The sequence below is a fragment of the Enterobacter cloacae complex sp. P14RS genome, from assembly GCF_014895895.1.
Classification (GTDB): Bacteria; Pseudomonadota; Gammaproteobacteria; order Enterobacterales; family Enterobacteriaceae; genus Enterobacter; species Enterobacter bugandensis.
The window spans coordinates 63,053-89,420 of sequence record NZ_JADBQM010000001.1; the positions used below are offsets into that span (position 1 = coordinate 63,053).

Annotated in this window: 25 protein-coding genes; 18 read left to right on the forward strand and 7 right to left on the reverse strand. The window is 56.4% G+C overall.

Annotated features, from left to right (window positions below; genetic code table 11):
* Positions 1 to 100: 100 nt before the first annotated feature.
* Positions 101 to 1,210 (reverse strand): AI-2E family transporter, encoded by a 1,110-nt coding sequence (locus IM295_RS00325; protein ID WP_193066068.1) that lies wholly within the window; start codon positions 1,208 to 1,210, stop codon positions 101 to 103.
* 337 nt (positions 1,211 to 1,547) lie between these two features.
* On the opposite strand from IM295_RS00325, the gene mmuP reads away from it, so the two are divergent.
* From mmuP to tauD, 6 genes are all read left to right on the forward strand, one after another.
* Positions 1,548 to 2,948, forward strand: coding sequence for an S-methylmethionine permease (gene mmuP, locus IM295_RS00330; protein WP_041911121.1), 1,401 nt, complete (start codon positions 1,548 to 1,550; stop codon positions 2,946 to 2,948).
* Positions 2,935 to 3,867 (forward strand): homocysteine S-methyltransferase, encoded by a 933-nt coding sequence (gene mmuM, locus IM295_RS00335; RefSeq protein ID WP_193050736.1) that lies wholly within the window; start codon positions 2,935 to 2,937, stop codon positions 3,865 to 3,867. Before mmuP ends, mmuM begins: the two co-directional genes overlap by 14 nt.
* Positions 3,868 to 4,041: 174 nt before the next feature.
* Positions 4,042 to 5,004 carry a taurine ABC transporter substrate-binding protein gene (gene tauA / locus IM295_RS00340; protein WP_193050734.1) on the forward strand — a complete coding sequence of 321 codons (963 nt, stop codon included), beginning with the start codon at positions 4,042 to 4,044 and terminating at the stop codon, positions 5,002 to 5,004.
* 10 nt (positions 5,005 to 5,014) lie between these two features.
* The gene (gene tauB / locus IM295_RS00345; RefSeq protein WP_193050732.1) at positions 5,015 to 5,782 is read left to right on the forward strand and encodes a taurine ABC transporter ATP-binding subunit; all 768 of its coding nucleotides are present in this window, start codon (positions 5,015 to 5,017) and stop codon (positions 5,780 to 5,782) included.
* Positions 5,779 to 6,606, forward strand: a complete 828-nt coding sequence (tauC, locus tag IM295_RS00350) for a taurine ABC transporter permease TauC (RefSeq protein WP_047367586.1) — start codon at positions 5,779 to 5,781, stop codon at positions 6,604 to 6,606. The genes tauB and tauC overlap by 4 nt, the downstream gene beginning before the upstream one ends.
* Positions 6,603 to 7,451, forward strand: a complete 849-nt coding sequence (gene tauD, locus IM295_RS00355; protein ID WP_193053069.1) for a taurine dioxygenase — start codon at positions 6,603 to 6,605, stop codon at positions 7,449 to 7,451. Before tauC ends, tauD begins: the two co-directional genes overlap by 4 nt.
* 69 nt (positions 7,452 to 7,520) lie before the next feature.
* On the opposite strand, the gene IM295_RS00360 is transcribed toward tauD, so the two are convergent.
* Positions 7,521 to 9,221, reverse strand: coding sequence for a lysophospholipid acyltransferase family protein (locus tag IM295_RS00360; RefSeq protein ID WP_126345138.1), 1,701 nt, complete (start codon positions 9,219 to 9,221; stop codon positions 7,521 to 7,523).
* Between the two features lie 72 nt (positions 9,222 to 9,293).
* Complete coding sequence (gene hemB, locus IM295_RS00365; protein ID WP_048959625.1) at positions 9,294 to 10,268, reverse strand: porphobilinogen synthase; 975 nt, start codon at positions 10,266 to 10,268, stop codon at positions 9,294 to 9,296.
* Between the two features lie 445 nt (positions 10,269 to 10,713).
* On the opposite strand from hemB, the gene IM295_RS00370 reads away from it, so the two are divergent.
* Positions 10,714 to 13,488 (forward strand): autotransporter outer membrane beta-barrel domain-containing protein, encoded by a 2,775-nt coding sequence (locus IM295_RS00370; RefSeq protein WP_045259876.1) that lies wholly within the window; start codon positions 10,714 to 10,716, stop codon positions 13,486 to 13,488.
* Positions 13,489 to 13,577: 89 nt separating this feature from the next.
* The gene (locus tag IM295_RS00375; RefSeq protein WP_193066069.1) at positions 13,578 to 14,204 is read left to right on the forward strand and encodes a helix-turn-helix domain-containing protein; all 627 of its coding nucleotides are present in this window, start codon (positions 13,578 to 13,580) and stop codon (positions 14,202 to 14,204) included.
* Between the two features lie 2 nt (positions 14,205 to 14,206).
* On the opposite strand, the gene ampH is transcribed toward IM295_RS00375, so the two are convergent.
* Positions 14,207 to 15,367 (reverse strand): D-alanyl-D-alanine-carboxypeptidase/endopeptidase AmpH, encoded by a 1,161-nt coding sequence (gene ampH / locus IM295_RS00380; RefSeq protein WP_041911111.1) that lies wholly within the window; start codon positions 15,365 to 15,367, stop codon positions 14,207 to 14,209.
* Positions 15,368 to 15,571: 204 nt separating this feature from the next.
* Between ampH and IM295_RS00385 the strand changes: the two genes are divergently transcribed.
* The 3 genes from IM295_RS00385 (at position 15,572) to IM295_RS00395 (ending at position 18,552) form a co-directional block, all read left to right on the forward strand.
* Complete coding sequence (locus IM295_RS00385; protein WP_193066070.1) at positions 15,572 to 16,105, forward strand: isochorismatase family protein; 534 nt, start codon at positions 15,572 to 15,574, stop codon at positions 16,103 to 16,105.
* A 114-nt stretch (positions 16,106 to 16,219) separates the two neighbouring features.
* Positions 16,220 to 17,440: a peptide antibiotic transporter SbmA gene (gene sbmA, locus IM295_RS00390; protein ID WP_028012117.1), complete on the forward strand. Its 1,221-nt coding sequence runs from the start codon at positions 16,220 to 16,222 to the stop codon at positions 17,438 to 17,440.
* Between the two features lie 14 nt (positions 17,441 to 17,454).
* Positions 17,455 to 18,552 (forward strand): DUF1615 domain-containing protein, encoded by a 1,098-nt coding sequence (locus tag IM295_RS00395; RefSeq protein ID WP_193066071.1) that lies wholly within the window; start codon positions 17,455 to 17,457, stop codon positions 18,550 to 18,552.
* Here IM295_RS00395 and IM295_RS00400 read toward each other — a convergent pair.
* On the reverse strand, positions 18,549 to 18,848 hold the full coding sequence (locus tag IM295_RS00400; protein ID WP_014882725.1) for a DUF2755 family protein: 300 nt from the start codon (positions 18,846 to 18,848) through the stop codon (positions 18,549 to 18,551). The two genes, IM295_RS00395 and IM295_RS00400, sit on opposite strands and share 4 nt — an antisense overlap.
* A gap of 249 nt (positions 18,849 to 19,097) precedes the next feature.
* Between IM295_RS00400 and IM295_RS00405 the strand changes: the two genes are divergently transcribed.
* Positions 19,098 to 19,328, forward strand: a complete 231-nt coding sequence (locus tag IM295_RS00405; RefSeq protein WP_028012119.1) for a DUF2754 domain-containing protein — start codon at positions 19,098 to 19,100, stop codon at positions 19,326 to 19,328.
* Here the strand turns inward: IM295_RS00405 and ddlA are convergent.
* On the reverse strand, positions 19,325 to 20,425 hold the full coding sequence (gene ddlA / locus IM295_RS00410) for a D-alanine--D-alanine ligase (protein WP_193066072.1): 1,101 nt from the start codon (positions 20,423 to 20,425) through the stop codon (positions 19,325 to 19,327). The two genes, IM295_RS00405 and ddlA, sit on opposite strands and share 4 nt — an antisense overlap.
* A gap of 103 nt (positions 20,426 to 20,528) precedes the next feature.
* Between ddlA and IM295_RS00415 the strand changes: the two genes are divergently transcribed.
* The 5 genes from IM295_RS00415 (at position 20,529) to adrA (ending at position 24,867) form a co-directional block, all read left to right on the forward strand.
* The gene (locus tag IM295_RS00415; protein ID WP_059357340.1) at positions 20,529 to 21,212 is read left to right on the forward strand and encodes an extensin family protein; all 684 of its coding nucleotides are present in this window, start codon (positions 20,529 to 20,531) and stop codon (positions 21,210 to 21,212) included.
* A gap of 168 nt (positions 21,213 to 21,380) precedes the next feature.
* Complete coding sequence (locus IM295_RS00420) at positions 21,381 to 22,595, forward strand: multidrug efflux MFS transporter (protein WP_041911106.1); 1,215 nt, start codon at positions 21,381 to 21,383, stop codon at positions 22,593 to 22,595.
* 209 nt (positions 22,596 to 22,804) lie between these two features.
* Positions 22,805 to 23,065: an anti-adapter protein IraP gene (iraP, locus tag IM295_RS00425; protein ID WP_049001853.1), complete on the forward strand. Its 261-nt coding sequence runs from the start codon at positions 22,805 to 22,807 to the stop codon at positions 23,063 to 23,065.
* A 275-nt stretch (positions 23,066 to 23,340) separates the two neighbouring features.
* Entirely contained in the window at positions 23,341 to 23,661 is a 321-nt protein-coding gene (gene psiF, locus IM295_RS00430; protein ID WP_041911105.1) for a phosphate starvation-inducible protein PsiF, read from the forward strand.
* A 102-nt stretch (positions 23,662 to 23,763) separates the two neighbouring features.
* Positions 23,764 to 24,867 (forward strand): diguanylate cyclase AdrA, encoded by a 1,104-nt coding sequence (gene adrA, locus IM295_RS00435; RefSeq protein ID WP_193066073.1) that lies wholly within the window; start codon positions 23,764 to 23,766, stop codon positions 24,865 to 24,867.
* A 14-nt stretch (positions 24,868 to 24,881) separates the two neighbouring features.
* On the opposite strand, the gene proC is transcribed toward adrA, so the two are convergent.
* Complete coding sequence (gene proC, locus IM295_RS00440; protein ID WP_041911103.1) at positions 24,882 to 25,691, reverse strand: pyrroline-5-carboxylate reductase; 810 nt, start codon at positions 25,689 to 25,691, stop codon at positions 24,882 to 24,884.
* Between the two features lie 97 nt (positions 25,692 to 25,788).
* Between proC and IM295_RS00445 the strand changes: the two genes are divergently transcribed.
* A complete protein-coding gene (locus IM295_RS00445) occupies positions 25,789 to 26,247 on the forward strand; it encodes a YaiI/YqxD family protein (RefSeq protein ID WP_010428006.1) in 459 nt (152 codons plus the stop codon).
* Positions 26,248 to 26,368: the final 121 nt, after the last annotated feature.

Sequence of the window (26,368 nt, forward strand, 5' to 3'; positions counted from 1 at the left end):
ATAAAGAGGATGGCGTTCTTCAAATTATAGAAAACGTATGATTTAAGGCGAAAAAAAAGGCGGCACAGCGCCGCCTGATGTGGTCGTTATCGTCACGTCCCTACAAATCTGGAGAGTTTTTTCCCTCTTCGATGAACTCGGCGTCCAGCTCTTCGGCATTCCCCGCGTGATCGCGGCCGGAGAAGAGGTTCCAGCAGGCGATAAACAGCGCGGCGATGAGCGGCCCAATCACAAAGCCGTTAATGCCGTACAGCTCCATGCCGCCGAGGGTGGAGATCAGAATCAGGTAGTCCGGCATTTTGGTGTCTTTCCCCACCAGCAGCGGGCGCAGGATATTGTCCACCAGCCCGACAATAATCACGAAGAAGCCAACAATAAACAGCCCCTGCCAGAGCTGGTGCGTGGCGAACAGGTAAATGGCGGCTGGCACCCAGACAATCGCCGAGCCGACGGCGGGGACCAGCGAGAGGAACGCCATCAGCGCGCCCCAGAGCACGCTGCCGTCGATGCCCACGATGGCAAACGCGATCCCGCCGAGCGTGCCCTGAACGACGGCCACCACCGCCGTCCCTTTCACCGTCGCCCGGGAGACGCCGACGAACTTGGCGAACAGGTGCTGTTTAACAAAATCAGACAGCGGCAGGGAGTCGAGGATCTGGCGTACCAGATACGGTCCATCCTTCAGCAGGAAGAACAGCAGATAAAGCATGATGCCGAAGCTAATCGCAAAGCCAAACGTGCCTTTGCCGATCAGGAACGCGCTGCCTGCCAGATACTGCCCGCCCTGCAGCGCAACGTCGGAGAGTTTTTTCTGGATCTGCGCCGCGTTGGTCAGGTTGTGATCCGCCAGGAAGCCGCTGGCCCAGTCCGGCAAGTGGTTGAAGATGCTCGCCACTACCTCCGGGAATTGGGTGTTGTTCTCCTGAAGCTTCGTGTAAACCACGTTCAGCTCAATGGCGAGCGAGGAGAGGATCACCATCAGCGGGATAAAGACGATCAGGCAGATAATGCCAATCGTCAGCAGCGAGGCCAGCCCGTTGCGATCCCCCAGCGCGGTGCGCAATTTGTTTTTTACCGGGTTGAAAATGACGGTCAGAATAGCGGCCCACAGTATCGCAGAGAAGTAGGGCGACAGCACGTCGAAGAAGGCCCAGGTCACAAGGGCGAGAATGAAAATAAAGAAACCTTTGGTCAGTCCGTTAAAGCGCATCAGTCAGTCCTGGTTACTAAGAAACTGTGACGACTATAGAACCGATTGCGAGAATTACCAACCCGGCGGCCAGTTCAGCAATATCGCAGTATGAATTTGCGCTTCACGGATAGCACTTTCGACTGACCGAAGATCGCACGTTCCCTCACCATGCTGTTAGTATCTGCTTGCGGAGGTGCTTATGGCCTGGCGTCCCATTCTTTATGTGATCCTCACAACCCACCCCAGACTCAGCGCGCGGCGCGCCCGTTTGCGTCTGGTCATCTAGCTTTTTATTAACAATCGCGGTATAACACCTTCTTTGGATGTTTAGATGTCCATACGTATAGAAGGTAATATGCAAACACAACAAGAAAATGGACAGCTTAAGCGCACCATGAAAACACGCCACCTGATTATGCTCTCGCTGGGCGGCGTGATTGGGACAGGGTTATTCTTTAATACCGGATACATCATTTCCACCACCGGTGCGGCGGGCACGCTGCTGGCGTACCTGATCGGCGCGCTGGTGGTCTGGCTGGTGATGCAGTGTTTGGGTGAACTCTCCGTGGCGATGCCGGAAACCGGCGCGTTCCACGTCTACGCCGCCCGCTATCTCGGCCCGGCGACGGGCTATACCGTGGCGTGGCTCTACTGGCTCACCTGGACGGTGGCGCTCGGCTCGAGCTTTACCGCCGCCGGGTTTTGCATGCAGTACTGGTTCCCGCAGGTGCCCGTCTGGGCGTGGTGCGTAGTCTTTTGCGTGGTGATTTTCGGCCTTAACGTCATCTCCACGCGCTTCTTTGCCGAAGGGGAATTCTGGTTCTCGCTGGTGAAGGTCATCACCATCATCGCCTTTATCATCCTCGGCGGGGCGGCGGTCTTTGGTTTCATCCCGATGCAGGACGGTTCACCCGCGCCGGGCTTAAGCAACCTCACCGCCGAGGGCTGGTTCCCGCACGGCGGCCTGCCGATCCTGATGACCATGGTGGCGGTGAACTTTGCCTTCTCCGGGACCGAGCTTATCGGCATCGCAGCGGGTGAAACGGAAAATCCGCACAAGGTCATTCCGGTTGCGATCCGCACCACCATCGCGCGGCTGATCATCTTCTTTATCGGCACCGTGTTTGTGCTGGCGGCGCTGATCCCGATGCAGCAGGCGGGCGTGGAAAAAAGCCCGTTCGTGCTGGTGTTTGAAAAAGTCGGTATTCCTTATGCCGCTGATATTTTTAACTTCGTGATCCTGACGGCGATCCTCTCGGCGGCGAACTCTGGCTTATATGCGTCCGGGCGCATGCTGTGGTCGCTCTCGAATGAGAAAACGCTCCCGCGCTGCTTTGCCCGCGTGAACAAAAACGGCGTGCCGCTGACGGCGCTCTCGGTTTCCATGCTCGGCGGCGTGCTGGCGCTGTTCTCAAGCGTGGTGGCCCCGGACACGGTGTTTGTCGCACTCTCGGCCATTTCTGGCTTTGCGGTGGTGGCGGTGTGGATCAGCATCTGCGCGTCGCACTTCGTTTTCCGTCGCCGTCATCTGCAGTCCGGCCAGCCGCTCTCTGCGCTGCAGTACCGCGCGCCGTGGTATCCGCTGGTGCCGGTGCTCGGTTTTATCCTCTGCGTGGTGGCCTGCGTCGGCCTGTGGTTTGACCCCAGCCAGCGCATTGCCCTTTATTGCGGGCTTCCGTTCGTCGCCCTGTGTTATGGTGCCTACTACCTGACCCGAAATATGACATCGCAGGAGCCTGAACATGTCGCAGAATAATCCGCTTACCGCCATCCTTGAAAAACAGCCGTTTGTAGTGCTGGATGGCGCAATGGCAACGGAGCTGGAAGCGCGCGGCTGTAACCTTGCTGACAGCCTCTGGTCGGCCAAAGTGCTGGTGGAAAACCCGGATCTTATCCGTGAAGTGCATCTTGATTACTACCGCGCGGGCGCGCAGGTGGCGATCACCGCCAGCTACCAGGCCACGCCTGCGGGCTTTGCGGCACGCGGTATGGATGAGGCGCAGTCCCGCGCGCTGATTGGCAAAAGCGTGGAGCTGGCGCGTAAGGCGCGCGAAGCGTACCTGGCCGAAAACCCGCACGCGGGCACGCTGCTGGTAGCGGGCTCCGTAGGGCCGTACGGCGCGTATCTGGCGGATGGCTCAGAGTATCGCGGCGACTACGTGCGCAGTGCCGAAGAATTCACAGAATTCCATCGCCCGCGCGTGGAAGCGCTGCTGGACGCGGGTGCAGACCTGCTGGCCTGCGAAACGCTGCCGTCGTTCACGGAAATAAAGGCGCTGGCCGCGTTGCTTACGGCGTATCCCCGCGCGCGGGCGTGGTTCTCCTTCACCCTGCGCGACAGCGAGCACCTGAGCGACGGCACGCCGCTGCGGGAGGTGGTTTCTTCTCTGGAGGACTATCCGCAGGTCGTCGCGCTGGGCATCAACTGTATCGCGCTGGAAAACACCACGGCGGCGCTGAAGCAGTTGCAAAGCCTGACGCCGCTGCCGCTGGTGGTCTACCCGAACTCGGGCGAGCATTATGATGCGATAACCAAAACCTGGCACCACCACGGAGAAGCGTGCGAGACGCTGGCGGGGTATCTGCCGCAGTGGCTGGCGGCGGGAGCGAAGTTAATCGGCGGATGTTGTCGCACCACGCCAAAGGATATTGCAGAGCTGAACGCGCAGCGCTGAGTTTGTGCCGGGTAAGGCGCAGGCGCCACCCGGCACAAACCAACCGCACAAAATCAACTATCCTTTCCCGCTTTTTTTCTAAAAACGAATCGTCATTAGCGATTCTTTTTTATTCCTTTATCAAAATTCCCGCGCCGGAAATACTGCCCTCATAACAACAGGGGAGCAGGCACTATGGCAATTTCATCGCGAATCACACTTCTCGGCGCGCTGGCGCTGTGGGCATTTCAGGCGCAGGCGGTGGACGTTACCGTCGCATATCAAACCTCGGCTGAGCCGGCGAAGGTTGCGCAGGCGGACAATACCTTTGCGAAGGAGAGCGGCGCGAAAGTCGACTGGCGCAAGTTCGACAGCGGCGCGTCCGTCGTGCGTGCGTTAGCGTCCGGCGACGTGCAGATTGGCAATATCGGCTCCAGCCCGCTGGCGGTCGCGGCCACCCAGCAGGTACCGATTGAGGTTTTCCTCCTCGCCTCTCAGCTCGGTAATTCCGAAGCGCTGGTGGTGAAGAAAAACATCACCAAACCGGAAGACCTGATCGGCAAACGCATCGCCGTGCCGTTTATCTCCACCACCCACTACAGCCTGCTGGCGGCGCTCAAACACTGGGGCATCAAGCCGGGGCAGGTGCAAATCATCAATCTTCAGCCGCCGGCGATTATCGCCGCCTGGCAGCGCGGGGATATTGACGGGGCCTACGTGTGGGCACCGGCAGTAAACGAGCTGGAAAAAGACGGCACCGTGCTGACCGACTCCGAGAAAGTGGGCCAGTGGGGCGCGCCGACCCTCGACGTGTGGGTGGTGCGCAAAGACTTTGCCGAGAAACATCCTGAGGTGGTGAAAGCCTTCGCCAAAAGCGCAATTGCCGCCCAGCAGCCGTACATCAGCAACCCGGATGAGTGGCTGAAGCAGCCCGCCAATCTGGAAAAACTCTCCCGCCTGAGCGGCGTGCCGGAAGCGGACGTGCCGGGGCTGGTGAGGGGCAATACTTATCTGACCCCCGCGCAGCAGGTGCAGCAGCTAAACGGGCCGGTGAGCAAAGCGATTGTGGATACCGCCACCTTCCTGAAAGAGCAGGGCAAAGTGCCTGCGGTCGCGGCGGATTACAGTCAGTACGTCACCGATCGCTTTGTGAAATAAGGAGTCCGCCATGCTGAACATTACGAACCTGTATGCCGATTACGGTGGTAAACCCGCGCTGGAGGACATCAACCTGACGCTGGGCAGCGGTGAACTGCTGGTGGTGCTCGGCCCGTCCGGCTGCGGAAAAACCACGCTGCTGAATCTGATTGCCGGGTTTGTACCGTATCAGCACGGTACCATTCAGCTGGAAGGCAAAAAGGTGGATGGCCCTTGCGCCGAGCGCGGCGTGGTTTTTCAGAACGAAGGATTGCTTCCGTGGCGCAACGTGCAGGAAAACGTGGCGTTTGGGCTCCAGCTTGCGGGCGTGAACCGTGAACAGCGGCTGGCAACCGCGCGGGCGATGCTGAAAAAAGTGGGGCTGGAAGGGGCGGAAAAACGCTTTATCTGGCAGCTTTCCGGCGGCCAGCGTCAGCGCGTCGGGATCGCTCGCGCGCTGGCGGCGAATCCGCAGCTGTTGCTGCTGGACGAGCCGTTCGGGGCGCTGGACGCCTTTACCCGCGAGCAGATGCAAACCCTGCTGCTGCGCCTGTGGCATGAGACGGGCAAGCAGGTGCTGTTGATTACCCACGATATCGAAGAGGCGGTGTTTATGGCGACCGAGCTGGTGCTGCTCTCGCCGGGGCCGGGGCGCGTGCTGGAGCGGCTGCCGCTGGATTTCGCACGCCGCTACGTCGCGGGGGAGCCCGTGCGCAGCATCAAATCCGATCCGCGGTTTATTGAGCAGCGTGAATACGTCTTAAGCCGCGTGTTCGAACAGCGGGAGGCCTTCTCATGAGCATCGTCTTTAGTGAAAAAACGCGCCGCACCCGTCCGGCGCTGCGCTGGCCATTCTCGCGCCCGCTCACGTTGAGTGTCGGCACGCTGCTGGTGCTGCTGGCAGCGTGGTGGGCGGTTGCGGCCCAGCAGTGGGTCAGCCCGCTGTTTCTACCGCCGCCGGGACAGGTGCTGGCGAAACTCATCTCCATCGCCGGGCCGCAGGGCTTTATGGACGCTACGCTCTGGCAGCATCTCGGCGCAAGCCTGACGCGCATTCTGGTGGCGCTGCTGGCGGCGGTGGTTATCGGTATCCCGGTCGGGATCGCGATGGGCCTAAGCCCGACGGTGCGTGGCATCCTTGACCCGCTGATTGAGCTTTACCGCCCGGTGCCGCCGCTGGCCTATTTGCCGCTGATGGTGATCTGGTTCGGTATCGGCGAAACGTCGAAAATTCTGCTGATTTATCTGGCGATTTTCGCGCCGGTTGCCATGTCGGCGCTGGCGGGCGTGAAGAGTGCCCAGCAGGTGCGCATTCGTGCGGCGCAGTCGCTGGGCGCCAGCCGCACGCAGGTGCTGCTATTCGTGATTCTACCCGGCGCGCTGCCGGAGATTTTAACCGGGCTGCGCATTGGCCTCGGCGTGGGCTGGTCCACGCTGGTGGCGGCAGAGCTGATTGCCGCCACGCGAGGATTAGGGTTTATGGTTCAGTCGGCGGGAGAGTTCCTGGCGACTGACGTGGTGCTGGCAGGGATCGCGGTGATTGCCGCGATCGCCTTCGGATTAGAACTGGGGCTGCGCGCGCTACAGCGCCGCCTGACGCCCTGGCATGGAGAAATACAATGAGTGAACGACTGACCATCACCCCGCTGGGGCCGTACATTGGCGCGCAGGTGTCGGGCCTGGATGTGTCCCGCCCGCTGAGCGATAACCAGTTTGAGCAGCTGTACCACGCGGTGCTGCGCCATCAGGTGGTGTTCCTTCGCGAGCAGGCGATCACCCCGCAGCAGCAGCGCGCGCTGGCGTTGCGTTTTGGCGACCTGCATATTCACCCGGTCTATCCGCATGCGGAAGGGGTGGAGGAGATTATCGTTCTGGATACCCACAACGATAACCCGCCTGACAACGACAACTGGCACACGGACGTCACCTTTATCGAGACGCCGCCCGCCGGGGCAATTCTGGCGGCGAAGCTGCTGCCGGAAACCGGCGGCGATACGCTGTGGACCAGCGGGATTGCGGCGTATGAGGCGCTCTCCGCACCGTTCCGGACGCTGCTGAGCGGGCTGCGGGCGGAGCACGACTTCAAAAAATCGTTCCCGGAATACAAGTACCGCAAGAGTGAAGAGGAACATCAGCGCTGGCTGGAGGCGGTGGCGAAGCATCCGCCGCTGCTGCACCCGGTGGTGCGCACCCATCCGGTCACGGGCAAGCAGGCGCTGTTCGTGAACGAAGGATTCACGACGCGCATTGTGGACGTGACGGAAAAAGAGAGCGACGCGCTGTTAGGTTTCCTGTTCGCACATATCACTAAACCGGAGTTTCAGGTGCGCTGGCGCTGGCAGGAGAACGACCTGGCGATCTGGGATAACCGCGTGACGCAGCACTACGCCAACGCGGACTATCTGCCGCAGCGCCGGATTATGCAGCGGGCGACGATTTTGGGCGATAAGCCGTTTTACCGCCCCTGATCCTGGAGTACCCGTAGGCCGGGTAAGCGCAGCGCCACCCGGCGTAAACGGTGCACAATTGCCGGCCAATTAAAGGTGCGCCTCAATATACCGCTGATAGCGGTTCGCCTTCAGGTAGCACAAATCCACCAGCACCAGACCGTCTACGCAGTTGTTGAACGCCGGGTCGCTGCCAAAATCAATAAACTGCACGCCGCCGGGCTCGCATAGCTCGGAATACTGTTTATACAGCGGCGGTATGCCGCAGCCCAGATTGCCGAGCAGGGATTTCAGCTTCGTCAAATCGTCCACGTAATCCACGCCGCCAAACTGTGCCAGCACGTCCGGTAAGGATGCCGGATACGGCTGACGTGACGCGGCTAGCGGATGCGTCGCGGGGAACCACAGGCGGTAAAAGGCGACCAGCAGATCCCGTGCCGCAGGCGGTAAGCCGCCGGAGATGGAGACGGGGCCAAACAGGTAGCGATAATGTGGGTAACGCGCCAGGTAAGCCCCGATGCCGGACCATAAATAGTCCAGACCGCGACGCCCCCAGTAGCGCGGCTGAATAAAGCTGCGCCCGAGCTCAATGCCGTGCTCAAGCACGTCTTGCATTTTGTCGTCGTAGTGGAACAGGCTGTAACTGTACAGACCTTCAACGCCGCGCTTTTCGATCTGCATGGCCGTCGGCATAAAGCGATACGCCCCGACGATCTCCAGATCCTCTTCATCCCAGAGGATCAGGTGCAGATAATCGTCATCGTAGCTGTCGGTGTCCCGGCGTTTACCGCTCCCTTCCTCCACCGCGCGAAACGCAATCTCGCGCAGGCGGCCCAGTTCGCGCAGAAGAGGCGCCTCTTCCTGCCCGTTGCGCTGCCACAGGTAGATGGTTTTACCGTCGCTGGTTTTACCCAGACACTCCGCCTGCGCCAGCTCGCGTTTCAGGGTGGCCCGGTCTTCCGGCCGAGCAATGGCGCACTGGGTTTTGAAGACGCCAGGCAATCCCTTGCCAAGACGTATCACGTGCTGACGGCACTGCTCGGCCATCTCACGTGACGAAAGAGTGGCGCTATGCCAGTGATGCCAGGCGATTTGCTGGCCGATTTTAATCGGCAGCTGGCTGTGGCGGCGGCGGAACATCTGCTGCATTAGCAGCAGCATCGACAATGTCGGCGACACCAGCGTGCTGGCATAAAAGAGCAGGCTGTTATGCGCCTGAATATGCACCGGCAGCAGCGGGGCGCGCAGCTTGCTGGCGAGTTTGATAAAGCCGGAGTGCCATTTTTTATCGCGAATGCCTTTGCGCGTGGGGCGTGAAACTTCACCCGCCGGGAAGAAGATCAGCACGCCCGCGTTTTGCAGATGCTGCTCCATCTGAACCAGAGACGATTTCGCCGTCCTGCCGCCCATATTGTCCACCGGAATAAACAGCGAACTGAGAGGCTCAAGGTGGGTCAGCATCCGGTTGGTCACGACTTTAACGTCGCGCCGCACGCGGGAGACGGCGTACATCAGTGCCAGCCCGTCCAGCGTGCCTGTCGGGTGGTTGGCAATAATAACCAGTGGGCCATGTTCGGGGATTTGTTCGAGATCGCGGGCGGAAACGGTGCAGAGAATATCAAGGTGCTCCAGAACTTGCTCCACCATATCCAGTCCTTTCAGGTGGCGGTGAGCGGCGGCAAACTGCTGGAATTCTTCTTCGTAAAACAGCCTTTTTAACAGACTTTTTTGCCAGGGTGCAGGCCTCGCCTGAGGCCAAAGATCGTCGAGAACGCTATCGAGGCTAAACATGATTACTCCTCCTGCCGTCTTGCGAAGACAGTAGAAGGAGCAGATGTCGGTTGTATTGCAGTTTGGTGAAGATTAGCGGAGGATTTTTTTCTCGGCCAGATCCAGCGCGAAGTAGCTGAAGATCAGATCCGCGCCCGCGCGTTTGATCGCGCCCAGGCTTTCGAGGATCACTTTCTCTTCGTCGATGGCACCGGCCAGCGCGGCGAATTTGATCATCGCGTATTCACCGCTCACCTGGTATGCCCCCAGCGGCAGTTCGGTGCGCTCGCGAATGTCGCGCAGAATATCGAGATAGGCGCCAGCCGGTTTCACCATCAGGCAGTCTGCGCCCTGGGCTTCATCAAGCAGGGATTCACGAATCGCTTCCCGGCGGTTAAGCGGGTTCATCTGGTAGGTCTTACGATCGCCCTTCAGCGCCGTACCCGCTGCTTCACGGAACGGGCCGTAGAAGGAGGAGGCAAACTTGGTGGAGTAGGACATGATGGCGGTGTCGGTAAAACCTGCCGCATCCAGCGCCTGGCGGATAGCCTGAACCTGTCCGTCCATCGCCGCAGACGGCGCGATGAAGTCCGCACCCGCAGCGGCAGCCACGACCGCCTGCTTGCCGAGGTTCAGCAGGGTGGCATCGTTGTCCACGCCGTGATCGCACAGTACGCCGCAGTGCCCGTGGGAGGTGTATTCGCAGAAGCAGGTGTCGGACATGACCACCATTTCTGGAACGGTATCTTTGCAGATGCGGGACATGCGGGCCACGAGGCCATCCTCTTTCCATGCATCGCTGCCGGTGGCGTCGGTATGGTGGGAGATGCCGAAGGTCATCACCGAGCGGATCCCCGCGTTGGCGATGCGTTCGATCTCACGCGCCAGGTATTTTTCAGGAATGCGCATCACGCCCGGCATGGCTTCGATGGCTTTGTAGTCATCAATCTCTTCTTCAACAAAAATCGGCAACACCAGATCGTTTAAGGTCAGTGTTGTCTCTTCAAACATGGCGCGCAGTGCGGGTGACTTACGCAGGCGGCGGGGACGTGCAATTAAATCGGTCATGGTATGCCTGATGTTTGTGGAACAAAGAAGGTTAGTGTACCTCAAAGTGAAGTGAGGTGTTTTACTAAAGTGGGCATTTTGATACCGATTAATGCGGCCTGTCTATGATTGCCAGTGAATTATATATAATTAACTAATCCTGCGGAATGTCGGTTCGAATTATTGATGTTAATTCTATTACGAAGGGAATGTATAAATAAAAATGATCTGTTTATAAAACTTATATCACCTTTGCTTGTTTAGTTTATTTTGACTTTTTCTTTATAGTATTTATATTTGGCGCTCTTTTTCTCTCGTTTTACATCTGCTGATTGTCTGGATACGGACTTAAATGAATCATTCATTGAACCTTTTCTGAATGAAACTGCATAATTCACTCCGCAATTAAACATTGCTAATTGATTTACGGACAAACATGCTTACGTCCCTGAGGAGGGATGACCCAATGCAAACATGGAAAAAGAAACTGGTTGTATCTCAACTTGCATTAGCTTGTACGCTGGCTATCGCTTCTCAGGCTAATGCGAAAGATATTTCCGGTACGACATATAATACTTTTGGATATGATAATACCGCATCTACGCCGTGGTATTATGGCTACGCAGATTGGGATTACTCGGATGCCACCCATGATGGTGACATTTATCCGGTCATCAATAAATCAACCGTAAACGGTGTTATTTCGACTTACTATCTGGATGATGGGGTCAATGGCCGTGCGAACGCGTTGAGTATTTCTAACAGCACCATTAACGGCATGATCACGTCAGAGTGTATGACCACGACGTGTGCAGATGGCGTGGATACTGACGGCACCAGTCATACCCAGTACGATCGTTTTAGCCTGACCGTTGATAACTCCACCATCAACGATGCCTACGAGCATTACGCGTATGATGTCGTCAATGGCGAGAATACTGAAACGCATTATCTGGACACCTATGGTCTGGGTAACGCAATTACCCTGGACGTTGAATCTGATATCGTAATTCAGAACAACTCCCACGTCGCGGGTATCACGCTGACGCAGGGTTATCAGGAACTGGATAACACACCATACGACGGTGTTGAAGGCGTTGCTAACAGCAGCAATGTCTTTACCGATACGCTGGTGGTGAAAGACTCCGTACTGACCTCTGGTGCGTACAGCGATCTGGGCACCAACGGGTTCTACGGTCAAACGGCGAAGCCGAGCGACTACGGTGAAACCAACGCCTCGGCTGCGGATGATGCGGCGCTGATCGTTGCGGCCGGCGCGTCTGATAACGCCATGCAGACCACCGCTACCTTCGATCACTCTACCGTAACGGGTGACATTCTTTTCTCCAGCACCTTTGATAACAACTTCTACGAGAATGGCGATCCGGCAACGGATACCACTGAAGATGGTGTCTATAACCCAACCACCAACGGCTGGGACGGTACCGATACACTGGATGTTACGCTGACTAACGGCAGCAAGTGGGTCGGTGCAGCGCAGTCCAGCGTTGAAGCTATCGGCACTGCGCAGATGTATGGCCAGGGCTACAGCAACGTTGACTGGCACGCTCTGTCCCCGAACAGCATCTGGCCTGATTCTACCTTCGACAGCAACGGTCACGTTGCCGGTGAAGAGGTGTACCAAAGCGGCCTGTTCAATGTGGCGCTGGATAACGGTTCCGAGTGGGATACCCGCAAGGTCTCCAACATTGATGCGCTGACGGTGAACAACCAGTCTCAGGTCAATGTTGAAAACTCCGGCCTGCTGGCGGATTCAATCACCCTGACCAATGCTTCAACCATGAATATTGGCGACAGCGGAGCCGTGGCAACCGACAGCCTGTATCTGGACAGCTATAGCCGTGCGGCACTGACTGAAGAGACAGCAGAGCTGTATGCCAACACCATTACCGTAGACAACGGTGCCGAGCTGGCGCTGGGTCTGGGTCAGGTTGATACGCACAATATGGTACTGACCGATGGCGGCGTGCTCAACGTTGCCAGCCGCGATTATGTGCTGAACAGTGATCTGAACAACGCACGCTATATCACCAACGATCGCTACAACGCGGAGTATGACTACGGTGTTGTCGCGCTGAACTCCGACGGCCATCTGGCGGTGAACGGTGACGTTGCCGGTAACTACAAGGTGCGCATCGACGATGCAACCGGCGCTGGTTCAGTTGCCGACTACAAAAACAAAGAGATCATTCGCGTCTACGACAATAACGCAGATACCGCAGCCAGCTTTACTGCTGCAAACAAAGCTGATTTAGGTGCTTATACCTATCAGGCGCAGCAGGAGGGTGACACCGTTGTTCTCCAGCAGAAAGAGCTGACTGACTACGCCAACATGGCGCTGAGCATTCCTTCTGCCAATACCAATATCTGGAATCTCCAGCAGGATACCGTGGGTACGCGTCTGACCAACAGCCGTCATGGCCTGGCAGACAACGGCGGAGCGTGGGTGAGCTATTTCGGCGGCAATTTTGACGCGGATAACGGCACCGTCAGCTACGATCAGGACGTAAGCGGCATTATGGTCGGTCTGGACACGCAGATTGACGGTAATAATGCGAAGTGGATCGTCGGTGGTGCAGCTGGTTTTGCGAAAGGCGATATCAGCGATCGTACGGGTCAGGTCGATCAGGACAGCCAGACTGCGATGATCTACGCGTCTGCGACGTTTGCGAACAACGTCTTCCTCGACAGCTCACTGAACTACACCCGCTTTAACAATGACCTCTCTGCAACCATGAGCAACGGTCAGTATGTTGACGGTGACACCACCTCTGACGCTGTCGGCTTCGGGATGAAGCTGGGCTATGACTGGAAACCAAACCTCTCAGGCTATATCACCCCTTATGCGGCGATTTCCGGCCTGTTCCAGTCAGGCGACGACTACCAGCTGAGCAACGACATGCGTATCGATGGTCAGTCTTACGACAGCATGCGTTATGAACTTGGCCTGGATGCGGGTTATACCTTCAACTACGGCGGCGAACAGGCGCTGACCCCGTACTTCAAGCTGGCTTACGTCTATGACGATGCTGACAATAATGCTGATATCAACTCTGACAGCATTGATAACGGCGTCGAAGGCTCTGCGGTTCGCGTTGGGCTGGGCACCCAGTTCAGCTTCACCAAAAACTTCAGTGCTTACACCGATGCGACTTATCTGGGCGGCGGCGACGTTGACCAGAACTGGGGAGCAAACCTGGGTGTGAAATATACCTGGTAAATAGAAAGCGCGGGGGATATTTTCCCCCGCTTTTTTATATGGTTTAAAAATAATAAAGAACCGACAGATACAGATGCTTTGAGGTATGCATGAACGTTAATGCGAAACCACTTTCTGAATTAAGCCGGCTCGCAAAATGTCTGGAAGTCGCCGGTACCCCCTTTAAGATCGAACCACAGCAATTAATAACAACCGGCAATAATGATGATGAGCCATTTACTTTTGTAATACAGTCTGGTCTTACCGCTATCCATCGTAAATCTGATGAACTTCTGATGGGCATTGCGCAGGCACCTTTTATCTATGGTTTGAATGCATGGATAAATGATAGTTATCTGGAATATTCCATGATGACACACACAACCTGTTCTGGATTTTATTTACCGGTCTCTGCCACGCGTCAACTTATTCATCAAAATCATCTCTGGCAGGATGCTTTCTGCTGGGTGTCATGGATTAACCATATTTTGGGCAAGCGTGACCTGCAGCTGGTTGGAAATAACTCTTATAGTCAGATCCGGGCGATGTTGATCAATATGGCCGAGTGGGATGACTCGCTGCGCTCAAAAATTGGCGTTATGAATCATATTCAGCGTAGCACACGTATTTCACGTTCGGTCGTTGCAGAAGTCCTGGCTGCGCTGCGTCAGGGGAACTACATCAATATGAGCCGGGGCAAGCTGGTCAGCATCAACCGCTTGCCCACGGAATATTAAGATCAGTTAGACGCAGTAAGCACCTGGGCTTTATTGGCGCTCAGTTCGGCCACCAGGTTATTGATGCCGTCACTCATATTAACGAAGCGCGTGTTCGGAGAACGGGTGACCACCACAAACGCGCCCACGTTGGACTGCGGAATCATTGCCATGTAGGTAATGAATCCGCCGCCGCCGCCGGTTTTCTGAATGATGCCCGGACGGCCATTTTTCGGCGCCATATAGACCCAGCCCAGGCCGAGCGCATCGGCTTTACCCGGCACGTCCATCCCGATGACGCGATGCAGCTGAGTACGCTGATAGATAAGGGTCTGCATACGATCGGCCTGGCTGCTGCGGGAGTAAAAATCCGAAGAAAGGAACTGCTGCATCCAGCGCATCATGTCGCCAGGGGTGGAATAGACCCCGCCGCTGCCCACGGCTGCCAGCGTGTTGTTACAGGGGCTTGCGCCTTTCTCTGCCACCATCAGGCGTTTGCACTGGTCCGGGGAAGGGGTAAAGGTGGTGTCTTTCATGCCCAGCGGACGCGTGATCTGCTCTTCAAACAGCTGCGGGTAAGGTTTGCCCGCCGCCGTTGAAAGCGCATCCGCCAGCAGATCGAACGCCAGGTTCGAGTAAGAGGCCTGCGAGCCCGGGGCGGATTTCAGCGTGGCGGTGCTCAGGTAGTTCCAGCGCTGTTGGCGCGTTGGCCAGACAAAAACGTCGCGGTGCGCCGCGCCGCCCGGCTGCTCGCGCGGCAGAGCGCTGGTGTGCGTCGCGAGGTTCACCAGGCGAATTGGCGTGCCCTGATACGTCGGCACGCGGGCACCCGGCGGGGCGTATTTGCTGAGCGGATCGTCGAGCTTTACCACGCCCTGGTCGAGCAGCTTCACCAGCATTTCGCTGGTCATCAGCTTGGTTAAGGACGCGACGCGCACAACGGAATCCAGCTGCGGACGAACGTTATTACCTGGACGCGTTTCACCAAAGCTGCGGAAAACGCGCTGGTTGCCGTCGATGACCACCATTGCCATCCCGGTCGCGCCGCTGCCGTAATAGATAAGGTTCGCGTAGCGATCGGCAATATCGGAAGCCAAAACGGGCGCCGTCAGCGGCTGGGCTGCCTGGGCGGTGGAGAAGCTCACCGCACACAGCGCGGCAAAAGAGAGCAGACAACGTTTCAACGAAAAGCATCCATGAAGTGAATGAGGAAAGTAATGGGTATTTATACTACTAATCGGCACCGTGCAATGCCCCGAATAGCATAACCATAGCGAGAAAAACGTAACCATGGGTAAATATGAAGAATTTCCCTGCGAGCGCTCTCCCATTTTGTGACATCGGGCTTATGATAGGCACCAGTGTTACTCAATCTTGCGGAGAACGGTATGTCTGAAAAGCGTGTGGTAATGGTGGTTGATATGCAGAACGGGGTGTTTGAAACCCCGCGTCATCAGCGCGAGACGTGTGTCTCTCTGATCAACCAGCTTACGCAGGCTGCCGACACGGTGATTTTTATTCAGCATGCCGAGGCTGGGGGGCTGGAAGAGGGAAGTGACGGGTTTGCGTTGCTGCCTGAACTCCATCAACCTGCCGGCGCGCTGTACGTGACCAAAACCGCCTGCGATGCCTTCTATGACACCGGGCTTGAGGCGCTGTTACGCGAGCAGGGCATTCGCGAGTTTGTCATCTGCGGCTGCGCCACCGATTACTGCGTTGACGCCACGGTCAAGAATGGCGTCAGCCGGGGTTACCACATTACCGTGGCGGAAGATGCCCACACCACCGCCAACCGCCCGGCTGCTGAAGCACAGATCCTGATTCACCACCACAACGACGTCTGGCGAAACTTCATTGCGCCGGCGAACCCTGTCGCGGTGAAACGCACCGAAACAATTCTCGAAAACTGGAAAGCGAACTAATAATCAACCCACGGGTCTGACCTTTTTGCCCGAGCCGGGGTCCGGCTCGGGCAAGGTATTCGTGTGGTAATGGGTTGAGCACAGCAACAACCATAACAACAAGAAGGAAGTATCATGTTTAAGTCTTTTTTCCCAAAGCCGGGGCCTTTTTTCCTGTCGGCATTTATTTGGGCACTGATCGCAGTCGTGTTCTGGCTGGCGGGCGGCGGTGCATGGCTGACGCGCATCGTGGGGGCGACAGGCGAGGTGCCGATTAGCGCGGCGCGCTTCTGGTCGTTCAGCTATCTGCTGTTTTATGCCTATTACGCGCTTTGCGTCGGGCTGTTTGCGCTTTTCTGGTTTAATTATTCCCCTCATCGCTGGCAGACGTGGTCCATTCTCGGAACGTCGCTGATTATTTTTGTCACCTGGTTTCTGGTCGAAGTGAGCGTAGCCATTAACGCGTGGTATGCCCCGTTCTACGATCTCATCCAGAAAGCGCTTAGCGCCCCTAACAGGGTGCCAATTGGCGAGCTTTATAATCAGTTAAAAATTTTTATGGGCATTGCGATGATCGCTGTCACCGTGGCGGTGCTGAATAATTTCTTCGTCAGCCATTACGTCTTCCGCTGGCGTACGGCGATGAACGAATTCTACATGACTCACTGGGAGCGTCTGCGCCATATTGAAGGTGCTGCTCAGCGTGTTCAGGAAGACACCATGCGTTTTGCGTCAACGCTTGAGGATATGGGCGTCAGCCTGCTTAATGCCATCCTGAAACTGTTTGCGTTCTTACCGATTCTGGTCGCGCTTTCTCCCCATATTTCAGCATTGCCGATTGTCGGACATTTACCGTACGGCCTGCTCATCCCGGCGCTGATTTGGTCGCTTATGGGCACAGGCCTGCTTGCCGTCGTCGGGATTAAGCTGCCGGGCTTAGAGTTTAAGAATCAGCGTGTGGAAGCGGCCTATCGTAAGGAGCTGGTCTACGGAGAGGACGACCCAACGCGCGCTGCGCCCCCGACGATAAAAGAGCTGTTCCGCAACGTCCGTTTCAACTATTTCCGGCTCTATTTCCACTACATGTATTTCAATATTGCCCGTATTTTCTATCTGCAGGTCGATACTGTTTTTGGACTATTCCTGTTGTTCCCGTCTATTGTTGCGGGAACAATCACGCTGGGCTTACTGACCCAGATTACCAACGTGTTCGATCAGGTCAGAAACTCGTTCCAGTATCTGATCAACTCCTGGACCACGCTGGTGGAGCTGATGTCCATCTACAAACGTCTGCGCAGCTTTGAACATGAGCTGGACGATCGGGACCTGCAGGAAGTCACCAACACATTTAGCTAATACAGGGAGTTGCTATGTCTTTTGCCGTACCGCGTGCGTTATCGCTGTCCTTACTGGCTGCCCTCGTTCTGGCGGGCTGTGCCGAAAAAGGGGCTGCTCCGCTTAAAAAGGGCGAGAAGCCCGTGGATGTCGCAAGCGTTGTGCGGCAAAAAATGCCCGCCAGCGTGAAGGATCGCAATGCGTGGGCGGATGCGCTGGCAAAAACCTTTGAAAGCCAGAAGATTGCCCCAACCGAGGAGAATATCTGCTCGGTGCTGGCGGTGGCGCAGCAGGAGTCGATGTACCAGTCAGACCCGGTGGTGCCGGGTCTTAACAAAATTGCCTGGAAAGAGATCGACCGCCGCGCGGAATCGATGCATATCCCGGTGTTCCTCGTGCATACCGCGCTGAAAATCACCTCGCCAAACGGCAAAAGCTACAGCGAGCGGCTGGACACGGTGAAAACCGAAAAACAGCTCAGCGCCATCTTTGATGATTTCATTAACATGGTGCCGATGGGGCAGAAACTGTTTGGCTCACTGAACCCGGTTCACACCGGCGGCCCGATGCAGGTGAGCATTGCGTTTGCCGAGAAGCATACCGACGGCTACCCGTGGGAAATTGACGGTACGGTGCGTCAGGAGGTCTTCTCTCTGCGCGGCGGGCTGTGGTTCGGCACGTATCATTTGCTGAACTATCCGGCGAACTACAACGAGCCCTTGTACCGCTTCGCAGACTTTAACGCGGGCTGGTATGCCAGCCGTAACGCGGCGTTTCAGAGCGCGGTTAGCCGCGCAAGCGGCGTCAAGCTGGCGCTGGACGGCGATCTTATCGCCTACGGCAGCAGCGAGGCGGGAAGCACCGAGCGGGCGATCCGGAAATTATCGACAACGCTTGATATGAGCAACAGCGACATTCGCCGTCAGCTTGAGAAAGGCGACAGCCTGGCATTTGAGAAAACGGATCTCTACAAGAAAGTGTTTGCGCTTGCCGAAAAGAAGAGTGGGAAAACGTTGCCGAGGGCAATTCTGCCGGGAATTCAACTGGAAAGCCCGAAGATCACGCGTAACCTGACCACCGCATGGTTCGCAAAACGCGTGGACGATCGCCGGGCTCGCTGTATGGGGCTTTAATGGCGACGACGAAAGCGCAGGACGAGCGCGACAACGCCTAAAATCATACACCCCGCGAGGAAGGGAACGAGGCCAAACAGCGTGCTCACGCCAAACCCGATTTCAACCCGCGGGCGTCCGTTATCCTGCACCTGCATCAGGTGTTCATAAACGCCCGGCGCGTGCACCAGCATATTAAGCAGCTGGGAGCCAGCCCAGAAGCAGAACAGGACAAACAGGGCATACGCGATATTACCCGCCGTGGAGGTTTTTGGTTTGCCGCCAAAAATCGGTTTCGACAATGTAAAGTCAGCCATGTTGACCTCCCGAAATATCACTCTGTTTTAATACGCGTCTTACGGGGTGAGTTTGACAGGTCATCGCATTTGTCAATATCAGAATCGTGGTAATTTTCGCTCAGGATTTCTCCTGGATTGTTGATTTCTGCAGCATGTCACAATTTGTTAACTTAAATGAAACTGCACCGCATTTCAGAATTTCCGCATCTGCCACAGACCTGGCGGTGAAACTGTGAGAGGATGTCTTTTTTTCCTGCCGGAGTTGTTATGAAACTCACGTCCAAACTTCGCCGTGACTGGCACTACTACGCCTTTGCTATCGGGCTGATCTTTATTCTTAACGGCGTCGTGGGGCTGTTGGGATTTGAAGCGAAAGGCTGGCAAACCTATGCCGTGGGCCTGGTGACCTGGGTAATCAGTTTCTGGCTGGCAGGGCTGATAATCCGCCGCCGTCCGGAAGAGACGACAGCGGAGGAGACGGCTAAGGGTGCCGATTAGCCGTTAACGGAACTTTTCAGGGCGCTGTCTGCGGCATGACGCTCCAGCGCCAGCTCGATCAGGCGGGTGATCAGCTCAGAGTAGCCAAGCCCGCTGGCCTGCCACAGTTTTGGATACATGCTGATATTGGTGAAACCCGGCAGCGTGTTGATTTCATTGATCACCACCTCGTTCTCCGGCGTCAGGAACACGTCCACGCGCGCCATGCCGCTGCAGCCGAGCGTCTGATAGGCCTTAATGGCGATCGCCCGGATCTTATCGTTGATGGCCGGATCGATATCCGCAGGAACAACAACCTGGGCGCCTTTATCATCAATGTATTTGGTGTCGTACGAGTAGAAGTCGCTGTTTAAGACCACTTCACCGCAGGTGCTGGCCTGTGGGAAATCGTTGCCCAGCACCGCGCACTCAATTTCGCGGCCTTTGATCCCCTGCTCAACCACCACTTTATGGTCGAACTCGAATGCCAGACGGACGGCTTGCGTGAACTCTGTTTCGGTGGTGACTTTGCTGACGCCCACGGAGGAGCCCTGGTTGGCTGGCTTCACAAACAGCGGCAGACCCAGTTCAGCGCTAATTTGCGCGAAGCTGTGTTTGTCGCGGTTGGCGCGGGTGAGCGTCACGAACGGCGCGATATTCAGCCCGGCATCGCGCAGCAAGCGTTTGGTGACGTCTTTGTCCATGCAGGCGGCGGAGCCCAGCACGTCCGAGCCCACGAACGGCAGGTTGGCCATGCGTAACATTCCCTGCAGGGAACCGTCTTCGCCGAGGGTGCCGTGCACGATGGGGAAGACCACGTCGATCTGGGCGAGAGCCTGCGCGTTGCCTGCGTCGATGAGCTGACCCTTCACGACGCCGGGTACGGTGGCGACGCTAATTTCCGAAGGATTAAGGGCGATGTGTGCCGGATCGTTGGCATTCAGCAGATACTGGCTGGCATCGTTAACATGCCACTGGCCCTGTTTATCAATGCCCAGCAGCACCACGTCGAAACGGCTTTTATCGATCGCATCGACGATATTTTTAGCCGATTGCAATGACACCTCGTGCTCCGCTGATTTTCCCCCAAAGACAATACCTACGCGCTGCTTTGCCATCTCACTCTCTTCCAGTCTGACGAAAAGCCAATAACATACCACGATGCCCTGCGGGTTTCGCGGCCTTCTGCCATAATGTTTTGGGGAACAGTGAGGGGGGAGAGTGAAAGGAAAAACGCTGCTGACCATTTTCATCCTTGGGGCAATCGCAACGGCGGGCTATCGCTGGCTGCCGTCTTACTACAACCCTTTCACGCCGCTGAACCTGGACGACCCGCCTGGCCGCATTACCCAGTATAAGCTGCGGCGCTTAACGCCCGAAGCCTGCGCGAGTCTGTTAGCGCAGGCTAATCAAAAAAACCTGATCCGCACGCAGGCGGTCGCTGACAGCGGCGGGGAATGCCCGCTGAACAACGTCGTGCGCGTGCGTGACTTTGGCCCGGTGAGCCTGAACGGCAGTTTTCTTGCCAGCTGTCCGCTGGCGCTCAGCTCAGCCCTGTTTGTCAGCCAGCAGGCCCGGCCCCTGACTAAACGCTTTACCGGCAGTGAACTGACGCGCATTGAGCACCTCGGCAGCTTTGCCTGCCGCAATATCTACCACCGGCCCGATGCGCGGCGCAGCGAGCATGCCACGGCAGAGGCGCTGGATATCGCCGCTTTTCGGCTGGCGAACGGAGAGCGCGTTACGGTACTTAACGGCTGGAAATCGGCAAAAACGCAGCCCTGGCTGAAGGCTCTGCTGGCGGCAAGCTGCGGTTACTACGGAAACGGTCTTGGGCCGAAATATAACGCGGCGCACGCCAGCCATTTTCATCTGGGAATGCGCGGCTTTGGTCTCTGCCGCTGAAGCATAATCTTCCGCCAGAAAATGGATGAATTGTGACTTATTTCACAAATATGATGACTGGGAAGATAAAACACCAAAGTCAGCGAGGCCGCATCTCTGGTGCGACGTTAAGACGCGTAACTTGCTAATCTGACGGCGAATTCGCCTAAAAATGAAGACTATTTCTGTATGGAATCCTGGAAAGTTAATCTCATCTCGGTCTGGTTCGGCTGCTTCTTCACCGGGCTTGCCATCAGCCAGATCCTGCCGTTCCTGCCGCTGTACGTGTCACAGCTGGGGGTCAGCTCCCACGAAGCGCTGTCCATGTGGTCCGGGCTGACGTTCAGCGTCACGTTTCTGGTTTCCGCCATTGTGTCACCGATGTGGGGCAGCCTGGCGGATCGGAAAGGGCGCAAGCTGATGCTGCTGCGCGCCTCCCTCGGGATGGCGATTGCTATTCTGCTCCAGGCCTTCGCCACCAACGTCTGGCAGCTGTTTTTCCTGCGGGCGGTGATGGGGCTGACGTCCGGGTATATTCCCAACGCCATGGCGCTGGTTGCCTCTCAGGTGCCGCGCGAGCGCAGCGGCTGGGCGCTGAGTACGCTCTCCACCGCCCAGATCAGCGGCGTTATCGGCGGCCCGCTGCTGGGAGGCTTTCTGGCTGACCATGTCGGTCTGCGCGCGGTATTCATCATCACCGCAATCCTGCTGGTGATCAGCTTTCTGGTTACGCTCTTTCTTATCAAAGAGGGGGGCCGCCCCGTTATCAGTAAATCTGAGCGCCTGAGCGGCAAGGCCGTCTTCGCCTCGCTGCCATACCCGGGACTCGTGATTAGCCTGTTTGTCACCACCATGGTGATCCAGCTCTGCAACGGTTCGGTCGGCCCGATTCTGGCGCTGTTTATCAAGTCGATGGAGCCGGACAGCAACAATATCGCCTTTCTCAGCGGCATGATTGCCGCCGTGCCGGGCGTCTCCGCGCTGATCTCTGCCCCGCGTCTGGGAAAACTGGGCGACAGGATCGGCACGGCGCGCATCCTGATGGCGACGCTGATTTTTGCGGTGGTGCTCTTTTTCGCCATGTCGTTTGTTACCTCTCCGCTTCAGCTGGGCGTGCTGCGGTTTTTACTCGGCTTTGCGGATGGCGCTATGTTGCCCGCCGTACAGACATTGCTGGTCAAATATTCCAGCGACCAGGTCACGGGGCGTATTTTTGGCTATAACCAGTCGTTTATGTATTTAGGCAACGTCGCCGGTCCGCTTATTGGTGCGTCCGTTTCTGCAATGGCGGGTTTTCGCTGGGTATTTGCCGCGACGGCGATTGTCGTTTTAATCAATATTATCCAGCTGGCTATTGCCCTGCGTCGCCGCAGACAAATAGCGGAAGCGAAATCAGCGAAATAACCTTTTCGCAGATGTATTATATATTCTTATGGTAGCCGCATTTTTATATAACAAAATGCGGCGTTTTTTATAGAAAAACGTTTCGCTGAAAAGATCGCTGCGCTAATTTGGCGGCAATGTCACTTTTGCATAAGATAATACTTTTCTCCGCTTTGCATATTTCATTCCTGGTGTTAATTTCAGAGAAAATCCCATAAGGAAATAGCACGATGAAGAATCTCATTGCTGAGTTGCTGGTTAAGCTTGCACAAAAGGAAGAGGAGTCGAAAGAGCTGGTCGCCCAGGTCGAAGCGCTGGAAATAGTTGTCACCGCGCTGCTGCGGCAGATGGCAACATCGGATCAGCAGGCGTTAATTGAAAGCATTGAAGGCGCGCTGGATAAGGCGCGGCCCGATACGCAGGTTCCGCCACAAGATGCCGAGTTGCTGCAGCAATACGTAAAGAAGCTGTTGAGGCATCCGCGCAGTTAAGCCGTTACTGACATGTCATAGGATTGTCATGCAGGATGCCTGGAGTCGCTCTGTTTTATTTTTGTATTTGTACATGAAGAAAATAAATTGAAACAGAGCGCGCTTTTTAGCGCGTTACATTCCCTGTTAATTACCTCTGCCAGTTATGCTGATACCGTCAATTCCTGCGTGCTGGAACTGAAATGATAAATTCCCGGCCGAAATCACATCTGCCGGGTGGTTTTTTTCCTGTCACGAACCAGACTTACAGGGAATGTTCACAAAAGGATGGTGCAATGAAAACAACATTACTGGTTACTCTGCTCTCCGGCCTGTTCCTGATCTCCTCGGCGAACGCGGAAGAAAAAACATTAACGCCGCAACAGCAACGCATGACCACCTGTAATCAACAGGCGACGTCCCAGAGTCTGAAGGGGGATGCACGTAAAACCTACATGAGCGACTGCCTGAAAAACGGCGCCGCGAAACCCGGCGAAAAAAGCCTGACGCCGCAGCAGCAAAAAATGCGCGAGTGTAATGCGAAAGCAACAGAACAGTCCCTCAAGGGCGACGATCGCAGCAAGTTCATGAGTGCCTGCCTGAAGAAAAAAGTGTAGTTCTAACGGGTGAGCGGCTCCGGCGGCTCACCCGAAATTTCATACTTTCCCCGCAGACCCCCTCTCTATAATTTGGGAAAATGTTTCAGAATATTCCCAAAAATGATGAATGATGACATTTATTACTACAAAAAGCGCATTCGGGAAGAGTGGAGTTTAACCCTTTCTCAGGATGACCCTCACCGTACCGGCATCCAGTTTGCCAGGCGAGCCCGGCTGGCGCGCGTTGTCGGGCTGGCGGCGATGTTTGTCCCGGTGGCGGAAATTCTGGTCAGCCATTTTTTACCCGGCGGCTGGTGGTTGTTGCTGGTGGGGTGGGCATTCATCTGGCCGCACTTTGCCTGGCAGTTATCCTGCCGCGCCGCTTCACCTCATCAGCAGGAAATTTTTAACCTCAAGATGGATGCCGTTATAGCCGGGGTCTGGATCGGCGTGATGGGGATGTATGTATTACCCACTGCGGCGCTGGTGATGATGGTGGGGATGAACATGATGGGCTCTGGCGGCTGCCGCCTTTTTATCGCGGGGATCGTGCTCACCCTGCTTACTGCGCTGCTTACGTTACCGCTTGCTGGCAGAGCGCTGCCCTTTAATCCGGGGGCGCTGGAGTGGGGCTTAACGCTTCCTGTCCTTATGCTTTATCCCATGCTGTTTGCCTGGCTTAGCCATCGAACGGCCGTCAGGCTGGCGGAACATAAGCGACGGCTGGAAATGATGAGCACCCGTGACGGTATGACCGGGGTGTTTAACCGCCGACATTGGGAAATGCTGCTGCGCAATGAATTTGAGCACTGTCGCCGGAGCCACTGCACCGCCACGATATTGCTGATTGATATCGACCACTTTAAAAACATCAACGATACCTGGGGGCACGACGCAGGCGACAAGGCCATCGTGGCCATTACCCGCCAGCTTCAGATGTCGGTACGGTCAGGCGATGCGATAGGCCGGTTTGGCGGGGATGAGTTCGCGGTGATTATGTCCCAGACGGCCGCTGAAAGCGCCATCGCCGTCATGTCGCGGGTTCACGCGCGGCTGGAAACGCTGTCGTTACCGTGCGCGCCGAAGGAGCCTCTGCGCATCAGCGTGGGCGTGGCCCCCTGGGGGCCGCAGTTTGTACACTATCGGGAATGGTTGAAGGCGGCAGATGTGGCGCTGTATAAGGCGAAAAATGCCGGGCGCGGCCGCACCGAAGTGGCCGCCTGACGCCCGGCCAGACATCAGGATTTACTCAGCTTCTCTGACTTTTCCATGCATTTTGCCATCGCTTCGATAACCGCAGAACGGAACCCGCGTTCTTCCAGCACCCGCACCGCTTCGATGGTGGTACCGGCCGGGGAGCAGACCATATCCTTCAGTTCACCCGGGTGTTTACCGGTCTCCAGCACCATTTTGGCGGAGCCCATCACTGCCTGCGCGGCGAATTTATACGCCTGCGCGCGCGGCATACCGCCAAGCACGGCGGCGTCCGCCATCGCTTCTAAAAACATGAAAACGTACGCGGGGGCTGAACCGCTCACGCCGACCACCGGATGGATCATGGATTCTGCAATCACTTCCGCCTCGCCGAAGCAGCGGAAAATGTTTAGCACGTCCGCCACCTCTTCTGAAGTCACCAGCGCGTTAGGGGTGACGGAGGTCATACCGGCGTTGACCAGTGAGGGGGTATTCGGCATCGCGCGGACGATTTTACGATCGTGGCCCAGCGCGCGCGCCAGCTGATCGAGCGTCACGCCTGCGGCAATCGACACGACCAGCGTCTCTTTATTCAGGCTGGAGGTGATGTCGCTTAACACTTTGATCATGATGTTCGGCTTAACGGCACCAAAGACGATATCGGCAACCTGGGCCACCTCCTGCGCGCTTTCGGCGGCGTTGATCCCGTATTGATCGCGCAACGCGGCGACGTTATCCGGTGACGGGGTATAAACCCAAATCTGACCCGGCAGAACCTGCCCGCTGGCGATCAGGCCGCCCAGGATGGCTTTGCCCATGTTACCGCAGCCGATAAACCCGATTTTCTTGTCCATCATGATTCTCCGTCATTATGCGTTGTTTTCTCTGATTGATAGCTTAACAACGAAATGCAGGCGACAATAGTCGGCAGAGTCATTATGGGGAGACAACATGGCGATTTGGGTTGATGCGGACGCGTGTCCGAATGTGATTAAAGAGATTTTATTCCGCGCCGCCGAGCGCGTTCAGATGCCGCTGACGCTGGTGGCGAACCAGAATATTCGCGTCCCGCCTTCGCGGTTCATTCGCTCCCTCCGCGTGCCGGCCGGGTTCGACGTGGCGGATAATGAAATCGTTCGTCTGTGCAGCGCGGAAGATCTGGTCATCACCGCCGATATTCCGCTGGCGGCGGAAGTGCTGGAGAAAGGGGCGGCGGCGCTCAATCCGCGCGGCGAGCGTTATTCGCCTTCAACCATCCGGGAAAAACTCACTATGCGTGATTTTATGGATACGATGCGGGCCAGCGGCGTGCAGACCGGTGGACCGGACAGCCTGTCCCAGCGCGATCGCCAGCAGTTTGCTGCCGAACTGGATAAATGGCTGCTGGAAGTGAAGCGCCGTACGGCGTAATGATAATTATTGTCAATATGTGGTACAGTGTGGCCTCCACAGGGTTGTCATCCCGTACCGCTTTGCAGTAAAGTATTCGACACATCTTCTGCAATTATTTCTTTACACTCTTCAGCCATTC